Raw genomic sequence first — 23,102 nt, forward strand, 5'->3', positions numbered from 1 at the left:
GTTAATCCTGGGAATTTTTCAGTGAAAACGAGGGTGAGTCAGAGGTGTCAGCGGTGAGATAGCGAAAGTTCGCCACGTTTTTGGCGCGTTCAGCGGTCATCTGTATGAAATCAACCTGTGCGTTGAGCTCCGCGATGCGCGCACGGACAGCTTCGGCAAAATCGCCATCATCGTTGTTGTAAGCTGAGAGAGCTGCATTCGCCTGCTCCGCTATTTGCGGAAGCAGCGTTTGCTGGTAAAGCATGATGCGGTCATCAAGCCGGTTAATTCGGGCGGCCGCCGCACGGGCTTCGGCTGTTAGTCGCCGAACCTGCAGCATCCGATCAGACTTCGCCGCTTCCACCCGCGCGATTGCCGCGCTTACGGTGCGATCCTGGCGATTGCCGGTAAAAAAAGGCAGGTCAAATCCAATCCCGACTGAAAAGAGATCCGCCCGGTCTTGCCCGCCCGTAGTTTGGTCCCGATATCCATACTGCGCCGATACGGTCCATTCAGGCTTGTAAGCCTGACGAGCCAACTCAATGTCGAGTGACCCGGCATCAATCAACTGGTCGGTTGCGCGAATTGAGGCGTGCGTGATCGCGGCGTTGCCGTTGGTATAAGACGGCGTATTAACAACCTTGGCTAACAGATTCGAGGGAACACGTTCGCTTACCCGTAAACGAAACGTGTCAGCACCTACCCACTCTCCCAGCTCTTCCTGAGCGGTTTCCAACTGCGAGTGAAGTCCCGTTAAGCGATCATCAAGGCGGGTTAACTCAAGAGACCCACGAATGATGTCCTGCTGCCGTGAACCGGTCAACGTTGAGGTGTACCCGGCCTCAGCAACGTCTGCCAGCTGCTCAAAAAGGCCCCGATTGTTGTCAATTATTCGAATACTCTCTTGCGCTTTCCAAAGCTCAAGCCACAGGTAGGTTACCGATCTAACCACCAACTCCTGTCGATTCTCCCGCTGAAACGACTGGGATTCCGCGAGCTCTATCTTCTTAGCGCGGGCGAGAGAGCGACTATCACCACGAGGAAATCGCTGGCTGAGGCCAATAGTGGCTTGTGTCATGCCCTCCTGGCCGGTATCGAAGGTATCGGTGGGAAGGTTTGCGGCGCCCAACGTAATGCGTGGATCCGGTAAGGCACCTGCTGCAACGGATTCATCAAGAAGCGCCCGTTGCAGATAAATGCTTTGGGCTGACCAGGGATCGCCTCGAATGGCAATATCAATGGCGTCTTCAAGGGCAAGTGTCGGTTCCGCAGAAACACCAAGACTCGTTAGAAGAAAGGCACCTATTACCGCTGCTTTATATACACCAACAAAGTCATTCAATTTCTATTCTCCACTGAATTAGTACGCAGCGAAGAAGCATAAAAGCGCTATCTGAATTCAGGCTGAAATTTAAAAAAATATTGTGTGATTTTGATCTGAGTCAAACGCTATTAATGACTGATAAATATCAATAAAAATTATTACTTTTATTTTATTACTTCTTTCAGGGTGAATTCAGGAAGAGATGTTTAAATCGTTTCATCAACCAACCAGGAGGTACATCATGAAAACACCAATCGTATTTTTAGCCGCAATCACGTTATCCACAGCAGTCTTCGCAGGCAACATGCAGCAAGACACTAAGAGCAGCGATTCGATGCAAGGCGATATGAGCTCAATGCACAGCAGTATGAAGTCAATGCACAAAAACATGAATTCGATGCACAGCGGTATGGGTAAAGACGCGACGCAGACCGAGGTGCTAAAAAACAAAGACTTGCAACGCTTTCATAGAGAAATGACACGCAACGGAATGTCTGAAGGCGGTATGGAAGCTCGGCTTGATATGATGACGGAAAAAGGTAGAGCCTTTCATCGAGCATTGGAGCAGGATCAAAAAAACACCGCAGGATAACTCCTCGGGCTAGATTGATTCGAAAAAGCTCAAGGGTCGTTAGCACCATTTAATTCGCGCTGGTGACACCTTGAGAGATGAGCAGAAAAACATATAAACCTGAAATCAATCTGAATTACGTTTTAACGAACAGTAATTCAGAGCAAGGAGTTCAACATGAAAAAGATCATTATCGCGACTGCAATTACAGCTTTGTTCTCAATGACCGCAAGTGCCAACTCTGGTTTGGCGGATCGCTTTAACGAGGCGCGAAGCTATCCAAATAAAACAGTTGAGACGGTTAGCCCTAAAATGCTGCATATGCAGCATAAAAAAATACACATGAAAATGGATAAAGCTGAGTATAAAAATCACTCGAATTCATCTAACTCAAATCATGCAGAACAGCTGCGTGCTCAAGACGCCAGACACCAGAAATCATAGTGAACGTGTCCAGCCATGCCTCACTTAGCATGGCTGGTTCTTGCCTTATGCCCCGGCAGAACAGCTACGACGTACTGGCTTTCACCGCCACCGGTCAAACCGAAAGCGTGAAACGGTACCAATTCTGATAGGCCAAACTTTGCTGCTTGGCACCGCTCTTTTCTCCTCGTACTCCGCACGGGTGCCCGGCTATCTGCCCGTGCGCATCCATACTATCGCTAATTTTGAAAAGTTCTTCAGATCTTCCTTAGTCCACAAGAAGGAAGTGCGTACCTCAGAGATTTCAAACAGAATAAAAAAATACCGCAGGATTGCTCCTGCGGTAAATAAAACCCAAAAACGCAAAAACTCCGGAACCATTTGCACCGTTATTCCGTGCTGGTGGCACCTAAAGCTCAGGTATTACAACATACAAACCTGAAACCAAACTGAATCACTAAATCAATTTCGATAATTTGGAAAATAGAATTCAATACAGAAAAAAATAGCGGCAATCGGATTGAACACATCGCACTCGACAATATCAGCCGGATACACAGGCAGGTCTGGCTGACTGAAATTCCGATGATGGGCCGCGGCCTCCAGCAGGAGCAACATAGCGACGCCAAGCAAGAAGACGGACCTCGGGCGGCCCTGACTTTAATAGCATGATCTTGCTTCCGTAGAGGGTTTCCGGGTTCTAAGGTGTTCACAACTAGACTAATGTAATATCAATCGTTATTATTCGCACTATTATTTATCGCGGAGCCAGATCACCATGAACCCCCTCACCACGGATTTCAGCGGAGCGGCCATAAGCCCCCTGCAACAACTGACCGAGATGGGAGGCCCCGTCATGTGGGTGTTGCTGGGATTGGCGGTTCTTGGCCTGGTGGCGTTCTTCTATCTGGTTATCACCGGTGCGCTCTTCGCGCCTCGCCTGACTTCACGCCTGCGAAAAACCCTCAACCAGTGGCAACAGCAACCGTCACAGCATTGTGTTGAAGCGTTGAACGACGTCTCGGGCTGGCTTGCCCGATACAACCCGTTGTTACAGATGATTCGCGTGGCAATGACCGCCAGTCTCGAGTGCCGCGATGGAACAGACGTGCGTGAAGAACTGGCACGCCAATCCCAGCAGGCGCTGAAGCCATTCGAGGCGCCTTTGAAAATCATCGAAGTGATTGCAGCACTGGCGCCGCTGCTCGGCCTGCTGGGCACGGTAATGGGAATGATGTCTGCCTTTAGCGCCATGTCGGTGGCAGAAGGTCAGGCCAATGCCTCGCAACTCAGCGGCGGTATTTACGAAGCACTGACCACCACCGCGGCGGGGCTGGTTGTAGCGATTCCTTTTGCGGCTATTGCCGCCTGGGCGGAATTCCGCCTGCGCCGGCTGAACTTGATGATGAATGACACCCTGGTGCGGGTGATTACCGCGCCCATTGAGGCTCGCGAAACCTTGGCCCTTTCAACCGAGAGACCCTCGCCCACGGTGACTGCAGAACCCCGGGCCACTCAGCTCGACCCCGCCTATGCAACTGGTTGAACCCCGCCCGGCCCGGCCGCTACCGATTCGCTTGACGCCGCTGATTGATGTGGTGTTTATCCTGTTGGTGTTCTTCATGCTGACCACCCGGCTGCTGCCCGTGGAGCACTTGGCGCTGGACAACGCCACCACGCCAAAGGGATCGGTCGCCGGAGAGCAAATACCGGAAATGACACTCTACGGTGATGGCACGCTGGGCTGGCGCGGGCAACGTCTGCCAATACCCGCAATGGTCAGGCAGTTTACGGAGAACGGGACTGGAGAAGTGAACCTGAAGGCACTTGGGGAAGCCTCGCTGGCGAATTTCACGACCAGCCTGAGCACCCTGAAAAGCGCCGGCATCGACGTTCACTGGAAGCGCATGTCATCGAATCGTGAGGGTCAGTGAGTCGTGAGATTGTCAAGCAATGCACAGCGGACAACGTTGAGCGTTCCGATTACCGGTAGCGAAAAAACACTGTTGTCCCAGGTGGAAGACAATCTACTGCCGCTGATCAATCTGGTGTTCCTGTTGTTGATGTTTTTTATCGCGGTGGGCCAGATAAGCTCTACCTCCCTGCCCGATTTGCCAGACTCCAAGGCTCAGCAATCGCCCGAACAGCCCCGGGCGGATCTGGTCATCAAAAGTTCCGGTGGCTGGTTTGTTGATGGCCAGTCAATCACCGAAGCCGAATTACTGGATTTTCTGCCCGTACCCAATGACGAAACGCCTTTGCGTATTGGGGCTAACCGTTCGATGACCATGGCAGCTATGGAAGAACTGTTTCAGCGACTGGAAAGCGGTGGCTACAAGGACGTTGTCTTGCTGGTCCAGCCCGGCTTATGAGTTTACGGGCGCACTTATTTATTCTGCTGGCAGCAGTCACCCTGACCGGAACGATACTGCTTTTCGCACTATCCACGGCACTTTCCACGGCACAACCGCTGATCACGATCCCCGAGGGTAAGGACCCAGCCAACCAGACTCGCTCGATTCGGATTACACTGACCGACCGGGCATCCGAGCCGGAATCGGCTGCGCAACCAGTAGGCGAACCGGCTCCAAGGCCGGAACCGATGCCAGAGCCAGAGCCAGAGCCAGAGCCAGAGCCAGAGCCAGAGCCAGAGCCAGAGCCAGAGCCAGAGCCAGAGCCAGAAAGTGTCCCGGTCCCGGCTAAGAAAGCAAGTAAACCAGTTGTAAAAACCAGCACCAAACCAGCGGAAAAAGCGGTTGCTGACCTATCCGAAAAAGCAGCAACGCCAGCCCGGCTCACAAAAAAACAGCTGCGCGCCGGGGCATCACCGCAGACGGACAGCTACCTTGCCAAGCTCGTGCGCCACTTGAGCGCCTACCGGGACTATCCGCGCCGAGCCCGGCGACTGGGCATGCAGGGAACGCCCGTGGTGATGTTCGAGTTTGATCGGGCAGGTCGACTCCTGAGCTATCGCCTGTTAAAAGGCTCATCCCACCGCATACTGGATGACGCAGCGCTGAATATGCTGAAACAGGCGTCGCCGTTTCCGCCAGTACCGGATGACATGGCCAGCGAGACGTTCCGCTTCCAATTGCCAGTCGCGTTCCAGCTCCGTTAAACACACCGCAAGAGATTGGCATGTAAGCGAAAAACCTACAAATGATAATTTATGCTTGTTGTTAATGATTAACATTTGTATAGTTGCCTCCCTGATTTTAACCCGTTGTAACAGGAGAGCAACATGTCTACGCCTTTTTCCCGAAACCTTCTGGCTCTGGCGATCCTTTCCGCCTCTATGCCGACCATGGCCCAGGAGCACAGCCTTAACGAACTGGTCATCATCGGCGATGATGCATCCGCATCCGCCCTGCCCGGCTCCGCCCATGTGGTTACCAGCGAAGACCTGGAAACCATGAAGTACACGGACATTCACAAAGCCGTGCGAGAGGTGCCAGGGGTTTACCTGAAAGAAGAGGATGGCTACGGCCTGCGCCCGAACATCGGCATTCGTGGCTCAGGCTCCGGCCGCTCTTCCAAAATCACACTGATGGAAGATAACGTGATGATCGCTCCGGCACCCTATTCGGCGCCAGCGGCTTACTACTCACCAACGTTCGGCAGAATGAACGGAATCGAGGTTCTGAAAGGGCCAGACCTGCTGCGTTACGGCCCCTATACGGTGGGTGGAGCCATTAACCTGCGCTCAACACCCATTCCCTCATCGGAAGCTGGTAATGTAACGACCGAAATCTCGGAAAATGCAGGCAAACGCATTCACAGCTGGTACGGAAACAGCACCGACAACGCCGGATTCGTGATCGAAACCTTCCAGGACGAAACAAACGGCTTCAAGGAGCTTCAGCAATCCAGCCGTGATACCGGTTTCGAAAAGCAGGACTACGTTGCCAAGGCGCGCTTTAATTCCGACGCCTCCGCTGACGTTTATCACCAGCTCGATCTGAAATTCCAGTACAGTGAGGAGCTGAGCAACGAAACCTACCTTGGACTAACCGACGACGACTTCAGGCGTGACCCGAACAAGCGTTATTTCCTGTCCCAGCTCGACAACATGGACAACCGCCACAAGGGCTACTCCGCCAGGCATCTGGTGGAACTGACTGAAGACCTGTCACTGACCACCACGCTCTACCGCAACGAGTTCAAGCGCAACTGGTACAAAGGCAACTTCAACAACCTGATTGAAGCCGCCAACAATGGCGACCAGACTGCCTACAGCCAGCTTCAGGGTACCGAGCCCGTTGGCCCATTCACGCTGACCAACGGCGCACGGGAATACCTGTCCCAGGGTATCGAAGTGAAAGCCGACTATGGCCTCACACTGGCGGGTATGCGCCACGACATTACCATTGGTGCCCGCGTGCACGAGGATGAAGCGGATCGCTTCCAGCCCAAGGATCGCTATGAGCAGGTCATCAACAACGGCCGCCCGGCCTTCGAGTTTGTTGAACAGATCGCACCCACCGGCGGTGATAACCGCATCGACGAGGCCGAAGCCCTTAACCTGTTTTTGGCAGACCGGATCGCCATTACCCCCGACCTGGCCGTAACCGCCCTGCTGCGCTATGAGGATATTGAAACCTCGCAGACCCGCTGGAGCACCTCGGAGCGCACGTCGGCCAGTGAAACAGAAACTGCCAGCAACGACACCAGCGAAGTGCTGCCCGGCCTTGGCGCAACCTACCGCCTGAGCCCAACGGTTACCCTGATCGGTGGCGTGCACCGCGGCATGGCGCCGGCCGGCTCAGGCGGCACTAACGTGGAGCCGGAGTTGAGCACCAACTTCGAGGCTGGCGCACGATATAACGATGGTGGCTTGCGTGCCGAAGCCATCGTGTTCTACAGCGATTATGAAAATACCGTGAGAAACTGCTCCATTGCCAATCCCTGCAGCGCCGGCAATCAGATCATTGATTCCGGGACAGTCAGCGAAGGAGAATCGAAGATTCAGGGTATCGAGTTGCTGGCCGCCTCTGAGTTCACACTCGCCAACGGTCTGACTGCGCCGGTGCAGGCCACGTGGACCTACACCAATGCCGAAGTCACCAAAAACAGCGACGATGGTAGCGTGCGCAAGGGCGACAACCTGGCAGACTTGCCCGAAAATGTCGTATCTGTGCGTGCAGGCCTGCGCGATGGCAACCTCTGGGATGCCTACGTCAATATCTCGTATGTTGACGAAACCTGCATCGACAACAGCTGTGACCGCTCAGGCACTGATAACACATTCCGTAAAACCGACGACTACACCGTGGTGGACCTCTCCAGCAGCTACGCCCTGAACTCATCCACCCGGGTCTATGCCAAGATCGATAACGTCCTCGATGACCAGGAAATCGTTTCCCGCAGCCCCCATGGCGCCAGACCCAACCTGCCTCGCACGGCCTATGTGGGTATCAGCGTCGATTTCTGATGTCTCAAGGTGACAAATTCCGTCCTCTGGCGGGTTAACTCAGCAATCCGTCGACCCGGTCATTGACCGGGTCTTTTTTTAAACCGTTAAGCACTTCTTTCTTTGACGTCATCTTTTGGCTTCCTGCATTCAATCGCCGCCTCGCCATTGAGAAGCTCGGGAGTCACAACCAATACCGACGATGAGATACTCATTCCAGTGCTGGCGTCAAAACGCTCCAAACTATTCCGGCCTCCAGGTTGGCTGTGATCGACAGGCCAAGCTCGTGATACTCGTCACTAAAATTCTGCTTGGAAATCTCCCCTGTAGATAAGAGGGCCCCGTACTAATCTCCAACGCAATCTCTTGGTAATATTCTTAATTGCTCGGCGGGTGCCGGAACCACCGTGCCCTGCACGGAAGCTGAAAGGAAAGCCCTGGGTTTTCCAGAATGGCGTTGTAGCTGCGATCGAAATCTTTCGGGGCGCCACGTTACATGTCCCGTGAGACGTTCTGCTTTCAATCGCCGGTCGTGTTTCAGCTCCGCTAAACATACCAAAAGAGAATGACGTGCCGGCAAAACCAGTACCACCGGTGGCCTCGCGACTGGAAGGTGCTGGGTGTCGACTCAGGTGGCCAGCAATTGCCCAGAGACTCAATTCTTGATGCCACATCAGCATCAGGGCAACTCACCCGTTTGGTGACAAGACAATCGGAATTTCCGTTCCGGGAATGCCCCATGGCACTCCCGGCATGGAAACTGGCCGGCAGGACAGCTACGACGTGCTGGCTTTCACCGCCACCGGTCAAACTGAAAGCGTGAAGCGTTACGAGTTCTGATACGCCGAACTTTGCCGCTTGGCACCTCTTTTCTCTCCTCGTACCCCGCCCTGGTGCCCGGCTATCTGCCCGTGCGCATCGGCGGAGTCATTGCTGATTCTGGAACCTGCATAAAACTTTTTGGCTGAGCCTTTGCTCTCTGTATAAGGAGCTCAACCTTGTCGGCGTCATACGGCCTGGGCGAAGAGGTCAGCTGATAGTTAGCTTGGCATCGGGAAATCAGTGCGTCCTCCGTCGAACTGTCGTTCATCGTTTCATTGCCCACATACAGCTCATAGCTCTTTTCCGTCGCATATTATACTATACCCCCCTACCCTATAATTTTGACTGGTTGCCCATGAGCCACATCACACATAACAAATCCAAGTTGCTGGGCCGTGTGCGCCGTATACGCGGCCAGGTTGAAGCGTTGGAACGAGCCCTTGATACAGATAAAGGCTGCGCTGAGGTGTTACATCAGATCGCCGCCGTCCGCGGTGCCACAAATGGTCTTATGGCCGAAGTCATGGAAGACCATATGCAAATGCATGTCGCCAATCCGGATATCACAAGCGACGCCGAGCGCAATCAGGGTGCCAATGAACTGATGGACGTCATTCGCACCTACCTCAAGTAAACGCGTCCGCCAATAAAAAATGTCGGCTATTCGGCGCTGCTCGAAACACTGCAGACGGTAGGTCGAACGACGGTTTAATCAAAATGATGGTCAGGCGCTGTGGAGCCTTACTCAACCAAAGCTATTATCAGGACGCGGGCATATGCATGAAAAAGATAGTTCAAAATGGCACCATGACCACGCTTTTGGGCAAGACCAGAAACGGTCTGGTGAAAAGCGCACATTAATCGTCGTCGGACTGACTCTGGTGATGATGGTCTGGGAAATTGCAGCCGGCTTGGCCTATGGCTCCATGGCACTGCTTGCCGACGGCCTGCACATGGGCTCACATGCGACGGCGCTGGGCATCGCTGCGTTCGCATACGCGTACGCCAGGAAGAACGCCACTAACGCCCGTTTCAGTTTTGGTACCGGCAAGGTTAATGCACTGGGAGGATTCACCGGTGCCATACTTTTAGCTGGATTCGCACTTTTTATGGTGATTGAAAGCGTCGACCGTTTTATGAATCCGGTTGTCATTTCGTTCAACGGAGCTATTTTTGTTGCGGTTATAGGTTTGATCGTAAATGGCGTATCGGCCTGGATTCTCGGCGACGATCATGATCACAGCCACGCCCATCAGGAAGATGAATCACGCAGCCACCATCACCACAGCCATCACGATCATAATCGCCAGGCGGCCTATTTCCACGTGCTGGCCGACGCGCTCACCTCTCTCCTCGCCATTATAGCCCTGCTTGCCGGCAAATATGCGGGATGGAATTGGATGGACCCGGTTATGGGCATTGTTGGAGCCATACTTATCACCCGCTGGTCCTGGGGCCTACTGCAGACCACTGCGAGTGTATTGCTCGACGAACAGCAGACAAGTATCGTGCAGGACATCAAACGTACGGTGGAATGTGACGATACGCGTGTGAGTGATCTCCATGTCTGGTCGATTGGACCCAATCTGTACGCCGCGATTGTCGCGATCGTTGCCCATTGTCCGCAGTCTCCCGGCCATTACCGTGACCGAATCCAAACCGGCCACTCGTCGCTCGTACATGTGACAGTGGAAGTCGAAACCTGCCCATCGCATTCCTAACGGCGTTGTCACCCCAGGACGTCGGATAGATCAATGGCTGCCAGTTAAAGATTGCCTGACAAGATCCATGCACCAACGGCAATCAGTGTCAGACCGCCCATAATTTCAGCCTTCTGGCCGAACAGTGAACCCACGACTCGTCCCAACATGACGCCTAACGTAACCATTACCGTTGTGGCCAAGCCAATGAGCCCAGCGGCCAGAAATATGTTCACCTCTACAAATGCCAGGCTTGCACCCACTGCCATCGCATCAATACTGGTGCCAAATGCGGTCAAAGCAATCTTAAGAAAAGAATGTCTGGAGGGTTTTTCTATCTCTTCTCTACATGGATTCAGGCCTTCATAGAGCATGTGTAAGCCAAGAGCCACCAATAACGCGAACGCTATCCAGTGACCCCAAACATCCACATAAGACGCGGCGATATTACCGATTAACCAACCGATAAGGGGAGTGATGGCCTCTATTAATCCAAAAATGAGGCCCATTCTTAACGCTTCGGAGAACCGGGGATTTTTAAGGCTTGCGCCCTTGCATATGGCTACTGCAAACGCGTCAGTAGACATTGAAAGAGCCAACAAAAGAAGGGCTATGGGGTTCATTCGATGTTCTCCGGCCGGGCGTTGAGTCCACGACATATCCACACGCCCGACCACCAGGCATGGATATATCGATGGTCTCGCCAACCGAGAGGTGTTCGCACCATGGCATTTGGCCAGGTATGTTGACACGAACTCTTCCGAAAACCGGAAGCAGGCTACTCCCCAAAGAGCGCCAAATCTAACACAACCAACTTGTAAATCAAGTCGGAGGGAGATGAATATGCTTCCGCGACCGCAGAATTACCTAAAGCTTTATGGTTATAACAAAATAATGCCAAATCGCTTCATGACGACAGCGAGAACGCTAAAACACACCACAGCGATAATGGCACTTGCCGCAAGAGCCCCCAAGAAGCCAAGCCGGGATAGAAGGAACGGAAAAACCAGGAACAAGCATGACCCAACAACGTTCAAAGATAACGGGCAATGGCTTTGAACTCATCAACACTGCTTTGTTGTTCCGGTTCCAGTGGGCCAATCGCATCGTCCAGGCAGTGCTCGATGTGGTCCTGTACCAACACCCGCTTTGCCTGTTGAATGGCTTTTTCCACAGCATGAAGCTGCTGCGCCAGTTCCAGGCAGGATCGCCCTGTCTCAATCATCTCTATCACGCCGCCCAGATGACCTTGAGCCCGCTTCAGGCGCTTGACGATCTGCGGATGCGAGTGGTGCATTTGATCATTCGCCATATTTAATTCCTATCCCCCTGGGGGGGATGCTATCCTCTCTCACCGAATTAATCCAACAGCCTGACTAAAGAACGGACACCTATGGTTGCGGCCACCCACCGTAAAAAATTGATTCCACTTCTTGCCCTGCTGCTTGCGCTGGCTGGCATGTCCCTCTCGGCCGCTGGTGAGGCGTCATCTCACGGTATTGCAGAGTTAAGTGCGTTTGTGTCAGAGGGTCACGATAATCATTCACACAGCCACGACGATTTTGACGAAAAGTCAGACAGTCACCTGCATCACGACGCGGGCAATCACAGCCACGAATCCGCGGATCGCCTGACGCCCCGCCTCATCACTGGCTATTCAATCTCACTCCGGTTGCCTATTCCCTACGCCGGAGATTCTCCCCGCAGCTTTCGTTATCGGCTCGAACGCCCGCCAAAAACCTCTCTGATTGTTTAAGCCTCGCTGCACCGCAGCTTTTTAAACGAAATTAATTGGAGTCGTTATGTTGTCAACTTTGTTTGACGGCCATTGGCGTGCGCGCACAGCCGCCGGCGGTCGCCGTCTTATCTGGGTATTCCTGACACTGGGTTTGCTCGGAATGAGCGCCGAGGTGCTGGCCCATGCCATTGCCCAGGGAGACAAGGGGTACATCCAGGAAATATCCGGGGTAAACCTCATTGCGTTCATCTATCTCGGGGCCAAACACATGGTCACCGGTTATGACCACCTGTTGTTCCTTCTGGGGGTCATCTTCTTCCTTTACCGCATGCAGCACATCGCAATCTACGTAAGCCTGTTTGCGCTGGGGCATTCCACCACCATGCTGTTGGGCGTGTACTTCAACGTCGGCATCAACAGCTACATCATTGACGCCATCATCGGGCTGTCGGTGGTGTACAAGGCACTGGATAACGTGGGCGCGTATCAGCGCTGGTTCGGCTTCCAACCCAACACCAAGGCCGCCACCTTGATCTTCGGCTTCTTCCACGGCTTTGGTCTGTCCACGAAAATCATTGAGTACGACATCTCTCCGGATGGGCTGATACCGAATCTGCTCGCGTTCAATGTGGGTGTGGAAATCGGCCAGCTTTTAGCTCTGGCGATGATTCTCATCGTCATGAGCTACTGGCGTAAAACCGATGGTTTTTTTCGTCATGCCTATACCGCCAACGTGGCCATGATGAGCGCCGGCTTCCTGCTCATCGGTTATCAGCTCACCGGCTATTTTGTCGCTTAATTCTGGAGATTTTTTATGTACAACACCGATATGCCCCTACGTAGTGAACTACCCAGCTCCGCGCAGCTGATTCGGTCCACCATCATCGCCGCCATCGTAGCGCTGGTTCTGCTGGTAACCGTGGTGATGCCCTCCGAGTACGCTCTGGACCCCACAGGCGCTGGTCGCCTGCTAGGTTTGACGGAGATGGGTGAAATCAAGGCACAACTCGTGGAAGAAGCAGCCGCCGACGAGGCCGCGCAGATGGTGGCGGTGCAACCCTCCATCAACGAGGCTGCTTCAGAACCCGTTGAGCCTGTTTTCGAGACAGCCGCAGTTGTTAAAGTTGAAGTTGAGCCTGAGGTCGCGCCAAAAGTGAAGCAACCTGCCCCGCCAATGGCCGCCGAACCCGAATGGCAAGACGAGGTCCGTGTTGTCCTCACCCCGGGTGAAGGCACAGAGTTCAAGCTCACTATGCAGGAAGGAGCCGTCGCCCGATTCGCCTGGGTATCTGAAGGCGGCCCTGTCAACTTCGACACCCACGGTGATGGCGGTGGCCAGTCCATTTCCTACGAAAAAGGCCGGGATGTCCCTGAGGACGAAGGCGAACTGAAAGCTGCGTTTAGCGGCAACCACGGTTGGTTCTTCCGCAATCGCAACGATAATGACATCACACTGATGCTTCGCACCGATGGCGACTACGGTGAGCTGAAAAGGGCGATGTAAAAGTAGCAATGACTATCCCGTCATCTGAGTAGCTGAAAAAGTAGCCGTCACTGCCGTATCGAAGAGAGCTTAGGTGCTCCCTTAATCGCTCTGCACGTGACTCATCGAAAGTTAAATATTCTGTGATTTAACTTTCGATTGAAATTTTTACACCATGTTCTTGAAGTGTAGCGAGCGCGATATCAATATCTTCGTGGTGTTCTGGAAAGGTTATTCCATGATAAGCCTCTGTTTTACTTCCAATATTTAAAGCTCGTTCGACTTGAATAACACAACCTAAAGCTGTTAAGTGAGTCTGTCCTTTATCATCCAACAAACTAGCGCGAACAGTTTTATCCAAGCCATCAGAACCCTTGCCTACAACAGTCACAAGAACTTCGTGCGGACCGCCTTCGCCAGGATTATAGAGTAATGAGTGTCTAATTTTTTTGAACATAGGTCTATTAATAATACGCCAAAGTCCAGATCGAACCATGAAGGATAATAAACCGACAGTGTATTTATCATCGTATGCAATGCGCGCTGAGACACTATTTGCTTTTGAGCCCATCGGTAGCGTCAGTTGGTCAGGAGTATCAAAGCGGTAGGTCTTAGCGCTAAAGCCGCTGTTAAAATCTACATGCTTCGGTTCAGTCATTGGCTTGACAGTTCTAATAATTCCACCATCAAAAACATCATACGGTGTACCTATTTGATCGACATATTCAATTGAATTTGGACCAGCTTTATCTTTTAGTGAGAAAAGTATATCGATATCTATCGTATCTATAATTGAAAATTGTTCGGACACTTTTTTTGCCAATAGAGCAGCTGTACCAGCCATCCATGCAGAAGAAAATATGGTTGACTGAGTAACTTTTTCACCCGAAATGCGGATAATTGCTTCTTTAAGCCGCGTGGTCCAACGAGTTATATCAACGTAAGGAATATTATTATTAATAGTATCTAACAAAATATAATTATTGGGATCATTGGTTGCAGTAACTACCGCCGCTAATCTACCGTTTAAAGGTGATATCTGATTAACCTGTGTTACATCCATTGCAATACCCTCAGCATGACCGAGGGTTTCTGCAAACTCTTTTCCTTTCTTGAAATCACGTCCCGCAATTATTAAGGGCATTTTTGGATGTCGCTGTCTCAGTATCGACGCAATCTGCGTACCGACAATGCCATAGCCACCAACGATTAGTATCGATTTTTCATCTTTAAGCTTGCTCATAATTTATTTTCCTAAGTTAATTTATCACCACTTTACCAATTAGGTCGATTGACCTAAAGCGAATATAGGTCACTTGACCTAAAGAATCAACCGATATATATTAAAAGTCTGGAGAAAAAGTCATTAGCCGAGAAATGCATGAGTCCAAAAATTGAACACGTATTGAATTGCGCCATGACTATTTTGAAAGAGTCAGGTAATCAGGGCCTGACGATGAGAAAAGTCGCAGAGACAGCCGACATGAGACTGAGCAATGTGCAGTATTATTTTAAAACTAAAGAGCTGCTTTTAGAGGCTTTGCTTGAAGGCTTTTTATTAGACTATGCTGAGTCGATGCAATTGCTTTCGGTTTCCGATAATCACGACTCAGAAAAGAAATTAGGATTGTTATCTTCACTCATTTTAAATTACATTGATAACATCGATTGTATCATCGTATTTAAAGAAATATGGGTAATAGCGGAGCGTAATAGCGGAGTAAAAAAAGCGGTAGATGAATATTACAAAAAGCTGCACGCAATGCTTTTTGAAGCATTAAAACAAGCTGCTCCCGAAAACTGTCAGAGTCAACAATTGAATAATGCGATTGCTATTTTATTGCCCTTTATTGAAGGCTACTGCATCACGTCATCAAATATTAAAATTTCAAATGTAAAGTTATCAGAACAATTAGGACTTGTACTTTATTATTGCCTTTCATTGAAGGCTTAGGTATGAAAAATAATCTGAATAAACTGAGGCTTTCCTACATAGAAAATAATTTATAGTGGTTCAATGACTCCGGACACCAACGTAGGCGGTAATATTTCCGCCATAAGCGAGGTGTCTAATGATCAGAAAACACCGATTTTTTACGCCGGAGTTCAAGCAGGAAGCCGGATGAACACCACCATGCCTCAATGAGGACGGCGCTGTGGTTGGCCAACTGGGCTGCAAATCACCGATAGGCTCGGTCGGGCACGACCAAGACACTTGGATTAAAAATTACATCATCGGACCCACGAGTGTCGTCAGCACTGTCGTGATGGAATATATTCCGGCACCGATAAATTTTTCGATAAGAAGCGATATTTTTAACCGACTAGCATCTTGCGAAGATAACAACTGCGGTACAAGAACGAATTTGTGTAAGGCTGCCAGCCCTAGCAGCAGTAGAACCAAGATCAGTTTAGTGATCAAAAACAAACCATAACTGCTTGTAAAAAGATTGTTCCAGGCCGTCAGTTGGTAAGATAAAAATAGACCTGCCAAAACCACTAATAAAACAGCAACAACCGCAAACTATCCAAAGCGATGCAGCACCGCATGTGCTTCAGCAGAAGCCAAACGGTGGCACGCTAACCATAAAGGATACAAGGTACCCATCCACCAAGCTGTTAACGATAGATGTACCACAAGCACAAGTTGAAAAATCCACGACTGTGAAACCGCATGACCGGCCTCGGTATACGAGGTTGCCGTGAGTAGTAGCCCAAAAAACCCCAGCCATGCGACCCCCGCACCCGGTTCAACCCAGGTAGCGGTCAATTTTCTTTTGCGCCACAAAAAAACCAGCGCAACCAGCAGCAGAAACAGCCCGAGAACCCTTAGCAGTAGCGCCTCTCCAACCGCAGAGTTCCATATAATCGAAACGATATCTGGCTCAAACATGCCAGAAACGCCCTCCTCAAGGACAGCGCCCACTCGTACAAAAAAGTGCCCGAAAGCACTGGTAATAGCCAATAAAACCGCAAAGAGCGCGTATTTCAGCAAAGCGCCTTGCAGTCCTCTGTGCGCTTTTAAAAGATAGAGGCTGCAAATCCCGCCAACAGACCCGGCCACACCGGCATACAAAAGCCAACGGGTTATCAGGGTCGAGAATTCCCAGGAGGTTAGTTCCAGTCCCATCTTAAACACCGTTGGCCCGAGTTAACGAATATATCCGCTATTAGTGCTGCATAAAGCCAAACGTTCCATCCATCATGTGGCCATCATCGCCCACCGCTTTCCAGTGCACGGTGTAGTTGCCGGGCACCAATACGGGTGTCATCCCCTTGAAATGTGTGCCTGCTTCTTTAGCGCGTTCATAGTCGACGGCAACAGGTGTTCCATCGGCACCGATCACCTTTAGATTAATCAATTTCATAGGCATGTCGAAATTCACTTCGACATGCCTGGTTGGCTCCATCACCATTGCTCCATCCTGCGGAAATGTGCCTTCCATCGTTGCATGTGCAAGGACTGAGGACGATGCTGCTAAAGCTACAATGGTTACTAATGTTTGGATCTTTTTCATCACAATTCACCTTTCATTTTAGTTTAAAAAATTGTAACTATTCAGCTCAAATTTTCTAAAAAAGTTCTTAACAGGGTTTTGACTTCAATTCCGAGAACTTTGGCCGCACTCAGTGCGAGGCCATAAAGTCGTGCGCAGAACCTCCACCATCCTCTCGGTGCAGTCTTGTGCTGTCGCTCATCCCCTGGGCGCAGTGGCCTTGAAAAAGTCGCTCAAATCCGCGCTCAGGACGAAAAATTCGACCTGAAAAAGTCGTGCGATAATAAGGCATCACTCGACGGTACTCAGACCCATGAAGATCAGTAACATTGATGTCGACGCTGCGCTGGCAAACGTCAGACAACAACTCCAAGCAGACACAACCGTCGCGCCTTCCATGCGGACGGCCATCGAGTTGCTGATTGTGCTGGTCCAGATACTGAGTGGGCGGATTAACACCCACAGTGCCAACAGCAGTAAGCCGCCGTCTCAGGATCCGAACCGCCCCAGACAGAACCGTTTGAAGAGCGGGCGTAAGCCAGGCGGGCAGCCCGGCCGCGTTGGGAAGACGTTGCAACCGGTGGTAAACGTCACTGGCTGCACGGCGCATCGAATGACCGACTAACCTGGCTTGCGCCCCATGCACAACGAGGTCAGCAGGCGATGAATGCGATCGGCATCCTGCCGCGCTTCAACGGTGTGCTCTGTCACGATCACTGGAAGCCGTATTACCGTTATTCATGCTTGCACTCTCTGTGCAATGCGCACCACCTGCGAGAACTTCAGCGCGCCTGGGAGCAGGATAAACAGGTGTGGGCTCAACGGATGCAAACTCTACTGAACATCATGACCGACAGCGTCGACGACGCCGGCGGCTGCCTGCCACCGAACAAAGCGCAGCGGTGGCGCAAGGTGTACCGACGCTGCCTGACAAACGCGCAAAAAGAGTGCCCGCCGCCGGATGAAAGCCAACGCCAAGGCAAACGCGGGCGGCTCAAACGCACGCGGGCACGCAACCTGCTGGAGCGGCTGATCGCCTACGAAGCGGATGTGCTACGCTTCCTCGACAATCTAGAGGGTCCGTTTACCAACAACCAAGGTGAGCGGGACATCCGTATGTTCAAAGTGCAGCAAAAAATATCGGGTTGTTTTCGATCCTTTGAAGGAGCCGAGATCTTCTGTCGCGTGCGCAGTTATCTGTCGACGGCGCGTAAGCAGAACGTGTCTGCCTCGAAAGCCCTGATGCATTTGTTCGAGGGGAGTGTACCGCCGTTCATGGCGGTGGGTGCGGGTACTGATACGACCGTTTTAAATCAAACCAGCTGAATAGTTACAAAAAAGGGTTAATTGGAAGGCTGTTCATCATGCGCATCAGTCATCAGCGCGGCTCGTGCTAGGGGCCTGTCAGCGCTGAAACGCGTTTAGGTACGACGCCCTTCCTCATCCGGATTTTAAATAAGCGCCAATCTTATCGTCAGGTTTTTGATTCACGGGAAACTGAGCCACTGACACCGTCGCAATGAGCAAAAACACCGATGACACCCATAAACACGCCTCCAGCCCAAAGGCCTGATAAACCCAGCCAGAGAGCAGCGTGCCAATCAGTCGCCCCATGGCATTGGACATGTAATAAAAGCCAACGTCGAGAGACACTCCATCGGCCCTCGCCAAGCTGACGATCAAGTAGCTGTGCAGGGACGAGTTAACCGCAAACACGACACCAAACAGCAGCAGTCCGCCAACCACCACAGCTGGGGCAGGCAGGTCGGTACCCAACCCCACAGCGATGATGGCGGGAATACCGGTTAACAGCGCAGCCCACAAGACAGCGACACCTCGTCCCGGCATCGTCTTCGCTTTGCGGTGAGTGAGGCGTGGCGCGACTGCTTGCACCGCACCATAGCCAATCACCCAAATGGCCATAAAACCGCCCACCCGCCAGAAGTCCCAGCCAAAGACGGTATGCAAGTAAACCGGCAGCGCCACTACAAACCAGACATCCCGCGCCCCAAACAGGAACATTCGGGCCAGCGATAAGACGTTAATCGCCCGACTTTTTGACATTATGTCGCTGAATTTGGGTTTGGCGGTGCTCTTGCCCAGTTCCTGAGTGAGCAACACCAGGCTGGCCAGCCAGACAATTAACAGAGCTACACCCATGATAAGCACCGCACCGCGAAAGCCAGAGACCATCAATAACGCGCCGCCCAGAAAGAACCCCACTCCTTTGAGGGTATTCTTGGAACCGGTTAACAAGGCCACCCACTTGTAGAGCCTAGCTTGTTCCGAGCCCGGCACCAGCAGCTTGATACCGCTCTTGGCCGACATCTTGTTGAGGTCTTTGGCAATCCCCGACAGCGCCTGCGCGCCCATAACCCAGGGTACCGACAGCATGGCGGCGGGAACGGCTAGCATTCCGAGGGCCAGAATCTGCAAAAAAAGGCCGATATTCATGGTGCGGTTAAGGCCCATGTGGGCCCCCAGGTAACCGCCCACCAGATTGGTGATCACCCCAAAGATCTCATAAAAAATGAATAGCAGGGCAATCTCCAGCGGCGAATACCCCAGCTGGAAAAAGTGCAGCACCACCAGCATGCGCAGAGCCCCATCGGTCAGGGTAAAGGCCCAGTAGTTGCCGGTGATAATCAGGTACTGGCGGATGGCCGGGCTCATGTTCAGGCCGCCCCGACCTTGCGGACCAGGTCCACCGTCCGGTTCGCATAGCCCCATTCATTGTCATACCAGGCATAGATTTTCACCTGGCTGCCGTTTACAACCAGGGTCGACAGCGCGTCAACGATTGATGACCGCGGGTCAGTTTTGTAGTCAATGGATACCAATGGCCGTTCTTCATAGCCCAAAATGCCAGCCAGTGGGCCGTCCGCCGCCTCTTTGAGCAGTGCATTCACCGTATCCCGGTCAGTCGGCGTTTCGACTTCAAAGACACAATCCGTCAGGGAGGCATTGGTCAGCGGGACCCGCACTGCATGGCCGTCGAGCCGACCTTTGAGCTCCGGAAAAATCTCGATAATGGCGGTCGCCGATCCGGTGGTTGTGGGAATCAGGGAGCTGCCACAGGCCCGCGCGCGACGAGGGTCCTTGTGGGGTGCATCCAGGATCGTTTGAGTATTGGTCAGGCTGTGAATCGTTGTGATCGAGCCATGTCGAATACCGAGTTTCTCGTGGATCACCTTAACCACCGGTGCCAGGCAATTGGTTGTGCAGGATGCGGCCGTTACGATCCGGTGCAGGGCTGGGTCAAACTGGTCGTCGTTGACGCCCATGACGATATTGAGTGCCCCGGCTTCTTTTACCGGCGCCGTGACTACGACACGCTTGACGCCTTGCTCAAGATAGCCGTTCAAGACCTCGACGGTTTTCATCTTGCCACTGGCTTCGATCACTACATCGCAATCAGACCAATCCGTTTCAGCAATGGTTTTATTGGCGGTAACGCGGATGCTGTGATTGCCAACTCTAAGGCATTGGCCCTCAGCCGTGGCGTTGTGCTGCCAGCGGCCGTGAACACTGTCAAAGTTGAGTAAATGGGCTAGACCTTCAGCATTGGCACCGGGGTCGTTGATCGCCACAAACGCCATATCCGGCCAGTCAAACGCCGCACGCAGCGCCAGCCGACCGATGCGACCAAACCCGTTGATGCCCACTTTTAATGTGCTCATATTCGAAGCTCCTGAATGATTGAGAATGGTTAAAAAATGGCTTGGGCCGGTCGATTCGGCATGCTCAATAGTCGTTTGGCCATGGGTTCCAACAATGCGACATTTTCGTCAAGCGCGGCGGTCAGAGCCGTCAGCACCCAGTCGGGCAAGGCGGGATGCAGCCGATAGTAGATCCACTGCCCCCGGCGCTCACCCTGCACCAGTGCCAAATCACGGAGTTGCCCTAGGTACCGGCTGATCCGCGGTTGCGAGACATCGAGTGCCTCTGTCAGCTCGCAAACACAAAGCTCTTCCTGTTGCAGGATCAATAGCATAGAGGCCAGACGATTCTCGTCGCCCAATGCTTTGAAAACACCTGCCGGCGGGTAGTGAATCGAACGATGGACGGTTTTTTGATGGACCAGAACAAACAGGCTAATACGATCCTTGAGCTCTTTCATAACCAGAGCAAACGTCGCATGGCGATTTTTAGGGACTGGATCCGGGAAATCCCAGGCAATCATCTGACCGAAGGATGCGATGGGCTGGCATTCACGCGACGCTTTGTCACAGAGGGTGATAACGTAGTCCCAATGCACATCGCCAACCGACGCGACCGATTTGCTACGCGCGGTGGTGCTATCAAGGCCGGCTTCGTCAATGCACTGAAGCGCGAGAGGATGCGGCTTCGACGGCTCAGTGCCGGCGCTTGCCACCTCAAACTGATCGCCCGCCAAGTGCTTCAAAAGGGCTTCGGCCATGAGTGAGCGTGCACTGTTAGCGGTGCACACAAAGAGTACTCGGCGTCGGATCTCCGGCATGGCATGAGCCCTCACTTCAATTCTTATATAATAATAATGGTATATACGATTTAGAGAATATAACAGCATTGTGACGGTTGGAAGACTACGACTGGTAATTCTTAAGACAGAACTGGAACGTCGACAAATACTTGAATGCAGTGCTTCAGACAACGTCAGGCGCTCGTTGTGGGCACTTGGGTGGAGAACTGCAGAATGACGAAAGCGTGACACCAGCCCTTTTGCGCGTTCTCCTGTAGCAAGAACATATCTTTGCAATGCTTGCTACAAGAGTTGGATAATCTCCGATCGCCAATCCAGCAACTGATGAGAAACTCCGTGTTTCTAGGCCAAACTCAATCCGCCGTCGGCAGGGCCACTTTGATAGTCACAGTGCTATCATTGTTGATTCTTTTCGTGGTGGGTGGGCCTCGGACCAAAATGCTCATCAGGCGTCACAGAGTCTGTCTCTGATCGAATTTGCTGAAGATCACGGGCGTTTTCACCCCTCATCTATCTACCTGGGCGCCAAGCACATGGTGATCGGTTATGACCATCTCCTGTTCCTGGCGGGGGTCATTTTCTTCCTGTACCGCATGAAGGGTGTGGGCATCTATGTGCCCCTGTTTGCCGTGGGCCATAGTGTCACTCTCCTGTATGGCGTGCTCAGTGAAACCAACGTCAACGCCTACATGGTCGATGCCATTATCGGTTTCTCCGTGATCTACAAGGCTATGGATAACCTGGGGGCATTTCGGCGCTGGTTTGGCTTTCAACCCAACACCAAAGCGGCGGTTCTCATCTTCGGGTTCTTCCACGGCTTCGGTCTGGCGACAAAGCTCCAGGACTTCACGTTATCCGACGATGGCCTGGTGGCAAATATCCTTGCGTTTAACGTCGGCGTCGAGATCGGCCAGCTAATGGCGTTAAGCGTCATTCTGATCGCCATGAATTTCTGGCGCAGATCCGACGTCTTTCCTCGTCAGGCGTTCGCCGCCAACGTCCTGTTAATGAGTGCCGGGTTCATGTTGATGGGTTATCAGCTGACTGGCCTGTATACCGTTTCCTGAGGAGATAGATCATGCAAGACATTTCAAATATGAATCGTGAAGGGCTGTCTTCGACAAAGAGCCTGGTCAAGGCAACCGGCGTTGCGGCTCTCATTGGCTTGCTGGTTCTGATTACGGCTATTCTGCCAGCGGAATATGGAATTGACCCAACGGGTTTGGGCCAGAAGATGGGGCTAACTATGCTCAGCCAGGCAGAGGCTGCAGAGCCTGCATCTTTGGAAGCCGGCTCCTCCTCCAGCAACCTGCTCGCCCTTTCAGCAGGTCCTGTGTGGAAGACTCAGAGTTCGCTCAACTCCGACACAACGACCGTTACGCTGAAACCGAATGAAGGCCTTGAAGTGAAGGCAACCATGAACGCCGGCGATCGCATGGTCTTTAACTGGGCATCAGAAGGCGGCCCGGTTAATTTTGACATGCATGGTGAGCAAATTAACGACGGCGACAATTTCACCAGCTATTGGCAAGGAAGAAATGAATCCGTCGCCAGCGGGGCATTCGGGGCGCCATTTGACGGGACCCATGGCTGGTACTGGCGAAATCGCGGCGACGAGACGGTCACCATCGTCCTCCAGACCAGCGGTTTTTACGACGGTATCAATAAGAAGTAATCACCCAGTCATCACGAA

General features: G+C 52.2%; 24 protein-coding genes, 3 pseudogenes and 1 riboswitch. Of the genes and pseudogenes, 17 read left to right on the top strand and 10 right to left on the bottom strand.

What is annotated here, in order from left to right; all coding sequences use genetic code 11:
- Position 1 precedes the first annotated feature (1 nt).
- Positions 2 to 1,321: a TolC family protein gene (locus tag ATG98_RS18320; protein ID WP_098424054.1), complete on the bottom strand. Its 1,320-nt coding sequence runs from the start codon at positions 1,319 to 1,321 to the stop codon at positions 2 to 4.
- 223 nt (positions 1,322 to 1,544) lie between these two features.
- Here ATG98_RS18320 and ATG98_RS18325 point away from each other — a divergent pair, with 223 nt between their 5' ends.
- The 10 genes and pseudogenes from ATG98_RS18325 (at position 1,545) to dmeF (ending at position 10,250) form a co-directional block, all read left to right on the top strand.
- The gene (locus ATG98_RS18325; protein WP_098424055.1) at positions 1,545 to 1,895 is read left to right on the top strand and encodes a hypothetical protein; all 351 of its coding nucleotides are present in this window, start codon (positions 1,545 to 1,547) and stop codon (positions 1,893 to 1,895) included.
- Between the two features lie 156 nt (positions 1,896 to 2,051).
- Positions 2,052 to 2,318: a hypothetical protein gene (locus tag ATG98_RS18330; RefSeq protein WP_098418453.1), complete on the top strand. Its 267-nt coding sequence runs from the start codon at positions 2,052 to 2,054 to the stop codon at positions 2,316 to 2,318.
- 757 nt (positions 2,319 to 3,075) lie between these two features.
- Positions 3,076 to 3,843, top strand: coding sequence for a MotA/TolQ/ExbB proton channel family protein (locus ATG98_RS18335; RefSeq protein ID WP_098418454.1), 768 nt, complete (start codon positions 3,076 to 3,078; stop codon positions 3,841 to 3,843).
- Positions 3,830 to 4,231 (top strand): ExbD/TolR family protein, encoded by a 402-nt coding sequence (locus tag ATG98_RS18340; RefSeq protein ID WP_098418455.1) that lies wholly within the window; start codon positions 3,830 to 3,832, stop codon positions 4,229 to 4,231. The genes ATG98_RS18335 and ATG98_RS18340 overlap by 14 nt, the downstream gene beginning before the upstream one ends.
- A 36-nt stretch (positions 4,232 to 4,267) precedes the next feature.
- Positions 4,268 to 4,669: an ExbD/TolR family protein gene (locus tag ATG98_RS18345; RefSeq protein WP_098418456.1), complete on the top strand. Its 402-nt coding sequence runs from the start codon at positions 4,268 to 4,270 to the stop codon at positions 4,667 to 4,669.
- Positions 4,666 to 5,415: an energy transducer TonB gene (locus ATG98_RS18350; RefSeq protein WP_098424056.1), complete on the top strand. Its 750-nt coding sequence runs from the start codon at positions 4,666 to 4,668 to the stop codon at positions 5,413 to 5,415. Before ATG98_RS18345 ends, ATG98_RS18350 begins: the two co-directional genes overlap by 4 nt.
- A gap of 123 nt (positions 5,416 to 5,538) precedes the next feature.
- Positions 5,539 to 7,728, top strand: coding sequence for a TonB-dependent receptor family protein (locus ATG98_RS18355; RefSeq protein ID WP_098418458.1), 2,190 nt, complete (start codon positions 5,539 to 5,541; stop codon positions 7,726 to 7,728).
- Positions 7,729 to 8,394: 666 nt separating this feature from the next.
- Positions 8,395 to 8,547, top strand: a pseudogene (locus ATG98_RS18360) (DUF411 domain-containing protein); the annotation flags it as partial.
- 337 nt (positions 8,548 to 8,884) lie between these two features.
- On the top strand, positions 8,885 to 9,163 hold the full coding sequence (locus ATG98_RS18365; protein WP_098418459.1) for a metal/formaldehyde-sensitive transcriptional repressor: 279 nt from the start codon (positions 8,885 to 8,887) through the stop codon (positions 9,161 to 9,163).
- Positions 9,164 to 9,305: 142 nt separating this feature from the next.
- The gene (gene dmeF, locus ATG98_RS18370; protein ID WP_098418460.1) at positions 9,306 to 10,250 is read left to right on the top strand and encodes a CDF family Co(II)/Ni(II) efflux transporter DmeF; all 945 of its coding nucleotides are present in this window, start codon (positions 9,306 to 9,308) and stop codon (positions 10,248 to 10,250) included.
- A 44-nt stretch (positions 10,251 to 10,294) separates the two neighbouring features.
- Here dmeF and ATG98_RS18375 read toward each other — a convergent pair whose 3' ends face one another.
- On the bottom strand, positions 10,295 to 10,852 hold the full coding sequence (locus tag ATG98_RS18375) for a manganese efflux pump MntP family protein (protein WP_098418461.1): 558 nt from the start codon (positions 10,850 to 10,852) through the stop codon (positions 10,295 to 10,297).
- Between the two features lie 11 nt (positions 10,853 to 10,863).
- Positions 10,864 to 11,028, bottom strand: a riboswitch (yybP-ykoY riboswitch).
- A 234-nt stretch (positions 11,029 to 11,262) separates the two neighbouring features.
- Complete coding sequence (locus ATG98_RS18380; RefSeq protein ID WP_098418462.1) at positions 11,263 to 11,541, bottom strand: metal-sensing transcriptional repressor; 279 nt, start codon at positions 11,539 to 11,541, stop codon at positions 11,263 to 11,265.
- Positions 11,542 to 11,622: 81 nt separating this feature from the next.
- Between ATG98_RS18380 and ATG98_RS18385 the strand changes: the two genes are divergently transcribed.
- Genes ATG98_RS18385 through ATG98_RS18395 form a run of 3 tightly spaced genes read left to right on the top strand, consistent with a single transcriptional unit; the run spans position 11,623 to position 13,471 of the window.
- Positions 11,623 to 11,985, top strand: a complete 363-nt coding sequence (locus ATG98_RS18385) for a hypothetical protein (protein ID WP_098418463.1) — start codon at positions 11,623 to 11,625, stop codon at positions 11,983 to 11,985.
- 46 nt (positions 11,986 to 12,031) lie between these two features.
- The gene (locus ATG98_RS18390) at positions 12,032 to 12,766 is read left to right on the top strand and encodes a HupE/UreJ family protein (protein WP_179888212.1); all 735 of its coding nucleotides are present in this window, start codon (positions 12,032 to 12,034) and stop codon (positions 12,764 to 12,766) included.
- A gap of 15 nt (positions 12,767 to 12,781) precedes the next feature.
- Complete coding sequence (locus tag ATG98_RS18395; protein WP_098418464.1) at positions 12,782 to 13,471, top strand: hypothetical protein; 690 nt, start codon at positions 12,782 to 12,784, stop codon at positions 13,469 to 13,471.
- A 127-nt stretch (positions 13,472 to 13,598) separates the two neighbouring features.
- Here the strand turns inward: ATG98_RS18395 and ATG98_RS18400 are convergent, their stop codons facing one another.
- The gene (locus tag ATG98_RS18400) at positions 13,599 to 14,693 is read right to left on the bottom strand and encodes a saccharopine dehydrogenase (protein WP_098418465.1); all 1,095 of its coding nucleotides are present in this window, start codon (positions 14,691 to 14,693) and stop codon (positions 13,599 to 13,601) included.
- Positions 14,694 to 14,831: 138 nt separating this feature from the next.
- On the opposite strand from ATG98_RS18400, the gene ATG98_RS18405 reads away from it, so the two are divergent.
- Positions 14,832 to 15,404, top strand: coding sequence for a TetR/AcrR family transcriptional regulator (locus ATG98_RS18405; protein WP_098418466.1), 573 nt, complete (start codon positions 14,832 to 14,834; stop codon positions 15,402 to 15,404).
- Between the two features lie 273 nt (positions 15,405 to 15,677).
- Here the strand turns inward: ATG98_RS18405 and ATG98_RS22555 are convergent.
- The 3 genes and pseudogenes from ATG98_RS22555 to ATG98_RS18415 all read right to left on the bottom strand — a co-directional run.
- Positions 15,678 to 15,959 (bottom strand): annotated as a pseudogene (locus ATG98_RS22555) (CopD family protein); the annotation flags it as partial.
- A 15-nt stretch (positions 15,960 to 15,974) separates the two neighbouring features.
- Positions 15,975 to 16,580, bottom strand: a complete 606-nt coding sequence (locus ATG98_RS18410) for a hypothetical protein (protein ID WP_228706203.1) — start codon at positions 16,578 to 16,580, stop codon at positions 15,975 to 15,977.
- Positions 16,581 to 16,620: 40 nt separating this feature from the next.
- Positions 16,621 to 16,968 (bottom strand): copper resistance CopC family protein, encoded by a 348-nt coding sequence (locus ATG98_RS18415; RefSeq protein ID WP_098418467.1) that lies wholly within the window; start codon positions 16,966 to 16,968, stop codon positions 16,621 to 16,623.
- 292 nt (positions 16,969 to 17,260) lie between these two features.
- Here ATG98_RS18415 and ATG98_RS18420 point away from each other — a divergent pair.
- Positions 17,261 to 18,273: pseudogene (locus ATG98_RS18420) on the top strand (IS66 family transposase).
- A 114-nt stretch (positions 18,274 to 18,387) separates the two neighbouring features.
- Here the strand turns inward: ATG98_RS18420 and arsJ are convergent.
- The 3 genes from arsJ to ATG98_RS18435 are packed head-to-tail and all read right to left on the bottom strand — an operon-like array spanning position 18,388 to position 21,427.
- On the bottom strand, positions 18,388 to 19,620 hold the full coding sequence (gene arsJ, locus ATG98_RS18425; protein WP_098424057.1) for an organoarsenical effux MFS transporter ArsJ: 1,233 nt from the start codon (positions 19,618 to 19,620) through the stop codon (positions 18,388 to 18,390).
- Positions 19,621 to 19,622: 2 nt separating this feature from the next.
- A complete protein-coding gene (locus ATG98_RS18430) occupies positions 19,623 to 20,627 on the bottom strand; it encodes an ArsJ-associated glyceraldehyde-3-phosphate dehydrogenase (protein ID WP_098418469.1) in 1,005 nt (334 codons plus the stop codon).
- A 29-nt stretch (positions 20,628 to 20,656) separates the two neighbouring features.
- Entirely contained in the window at positions 20,657 to 21,427 is a 771-nt protein-coding gene (locus ATG98_RS18435; RefSeq protein ID WP_228706204.1) for a metalloregulator ArsR/SmtB family transcription factor, read from the bottom strand.
- 380 nt (positions 21,428 to 21,807) lie between these two features.
- Between ATG98_RS18435 and ATG98_RS18440 the strand changes: the two genes are divergently transcribed.
- Both ATG98_RS18440 and ATG98_RS18445 read left to right on the top strand, forming a co-directional pair.
- A complete protein-coding gene (locus ATG98_RS18440) occupies positions 21,808 to 22,476 on the top strand; it encodes a HupE/UreJ family protein (RefSeq protein WP_416376605.1) in 669 nt (222 codons plus the stop codon).
- An 11-nt stretch (positions 22,477 to 22,487) separates the two neighbouring features.
- Positions 22,488 to 23,084, top strand: a complete 597-nt coding sequence (locus ATG98_RS18445; protein ID WP_098418470.1) for a hypothetical protein — start codon at positions 22,488 to 22,490, stop codon at positions 23,082 to 23,084.
- Positions 23,085 to 23,102 lie beyond the last annotated feature (18 nt).

Origin of the sequence: Marinobacter sp. LV10R520-4, from assembly GCF_002563815.1 — a bacterium.
Taxonomy (GTDB): domain Bacteria; phylum Pseudomonadota; class Gammaproteobacteria; order Pseudomonadales; family Oleiphilaceae; genus Marinobacter.

Bases quoted from the DNA above. Each gene is read 5' to 3' on its own strand.
- ATG98_RS18325 (WP_098424055.1), top strand. From the start codon at position 1,545: ATGAAAACACCAATCGTATTTTTAGCCGCAATCACGTTATCCACAGCA.
- ATG98_RS18330 (WP_098418453.1), top strand. From the start codon at position 2,052: ATGAAAAAGATCATTATCGCGACTGCAATTACAGCTTTGTTCTCAATG.
- ATG98_RS18335 (WP_098418454.1), top strand. From the start codon at position 3,076: ATGAACCCCCTCACCACGGATTTCAGCGGAGCGGCCATAAGCCCCCTG.
- ATG98_RS18340 (WP_098418455.1), top strand. From the start codon at position 3,830: ATGCAACTGGTTGAACCCCGCCCGGCCCGGCCGCTACCGATTCGCTTG.
- ATG98_RS18350 (WP_098424056.1), top strand. From the start codon at position 4,666: ATGAGTTTACGGGCGCACTTATTTATTCTGCTGGCAGCAGTCACCCTG.
- ATG98_RS18355 (WP_098418458.1), top strand. From the start codon at position 5,539: ATGTCTACGCCTTTTTCCCGAAACCTTCTGGCTCTGGCGATCCTTTCC.
- ATG98_RS18365 (WP_098418459.1), top strand. From the start codon at position 8,885: ATGAGCCACATCACACATAACAAATCCAAGTTGCTGGGCCGTGTGCGC.
- dmeF (WP_098418460.1), top strand. From the start codon at position 9,306: ATGCATGAAAAAGATAGTTCAAAATGGCACCATGACCACGCTTTTGGG.
- ATG98_RS18375 (WP_098418461.1), bottom strand. From the start codon at position 10,852: ATGAACCCCATAGCCCTTCTTTTGTTGGCTCTTTCAATGTCTACTGAC.
- ATG98_RS18380 (WP_098418462.1), bottom strand. From the start codon at position 11,541: ATGGCGAATGATCAAATGCACCACTCGCATCCGCAGATCGTCAAGCGC.
- ATG98_RS18385 (WP_098418463.1), top strand. From the start codon at position 11,623: ATGGTTGCGGCCACCCACCGTAAAAAATTGATTCCACTTCTTGCCCTG.
- ATG98_RS18390 (WP_179888212.1), top strand. From the start codon at position 12,032: ATGTTGTCAACTTTGTTTGACGGCCATTGGCGTGCGCGCACAGCCGCC.
- ATG98_RS18395 (WP_098418464.1), top strand. From the start codon at position 12,782: ATGTACAACACCGATATGCCCCTACGTAGTGAACTACCCAGCTCCGCG.
- ATG98_RS18400 (WP_098418465.1), bottom strand. From the start codon at position 14,693: ATGAGCAAGCTTAAAGATGAAAAATCGATACTAATCGTTGGTGGCTAT.
- ATG98_RS18405 (WP_098418466.1), top strand. From the start codon at position 14,832: ATGAGTCCAAAAATTGAACACGTATTGAATTGCGCCATGACTATTTTG.
- ATG98_RS18410 (WP_228706203.1), bottom strand. From the start codon at position 16,580: ATGGGACTGGAACTAACCTCCTGGGAATTCTCGACCCTGATAACCCGT.
- ATG98_RS18415 (WP_098418467.1), bottom strand. From the start codon at position 16,968: ATGAAAAAGATCCAAACATTAGTAACCATTGTAGCTTTAGCAGCATCG.
- arsJ (WP_098424057.1), bottom strand. From the start codon at position 19,620: ATGAGCCCGGCCATCCGCCAGTACCTGATTATCACCGGCAACTACTGG.
- ATG98_RS18430 (WP_098418469.1), bottom strand. From the start codon at position 20,627: ATGAGCACATTAAAAGTGGGCATCAACGGGTTTGGTCGCATCGGTCGG.
- ATG98_RS18435 (WP_228706204.1), bottom strand. From the start codon at position 21,427: ATGCCGGAGATCCGACGCCGAGTACTCTTTGTGTGCACCGCTAACAGT.
- ATG98_RS18445 (WP_098418470.1), top strand. From the start codon at position 22,488: ATGCAAGACATTTCAAATATGAATCGTGAAGGGCTGTCTTCGACAAAG.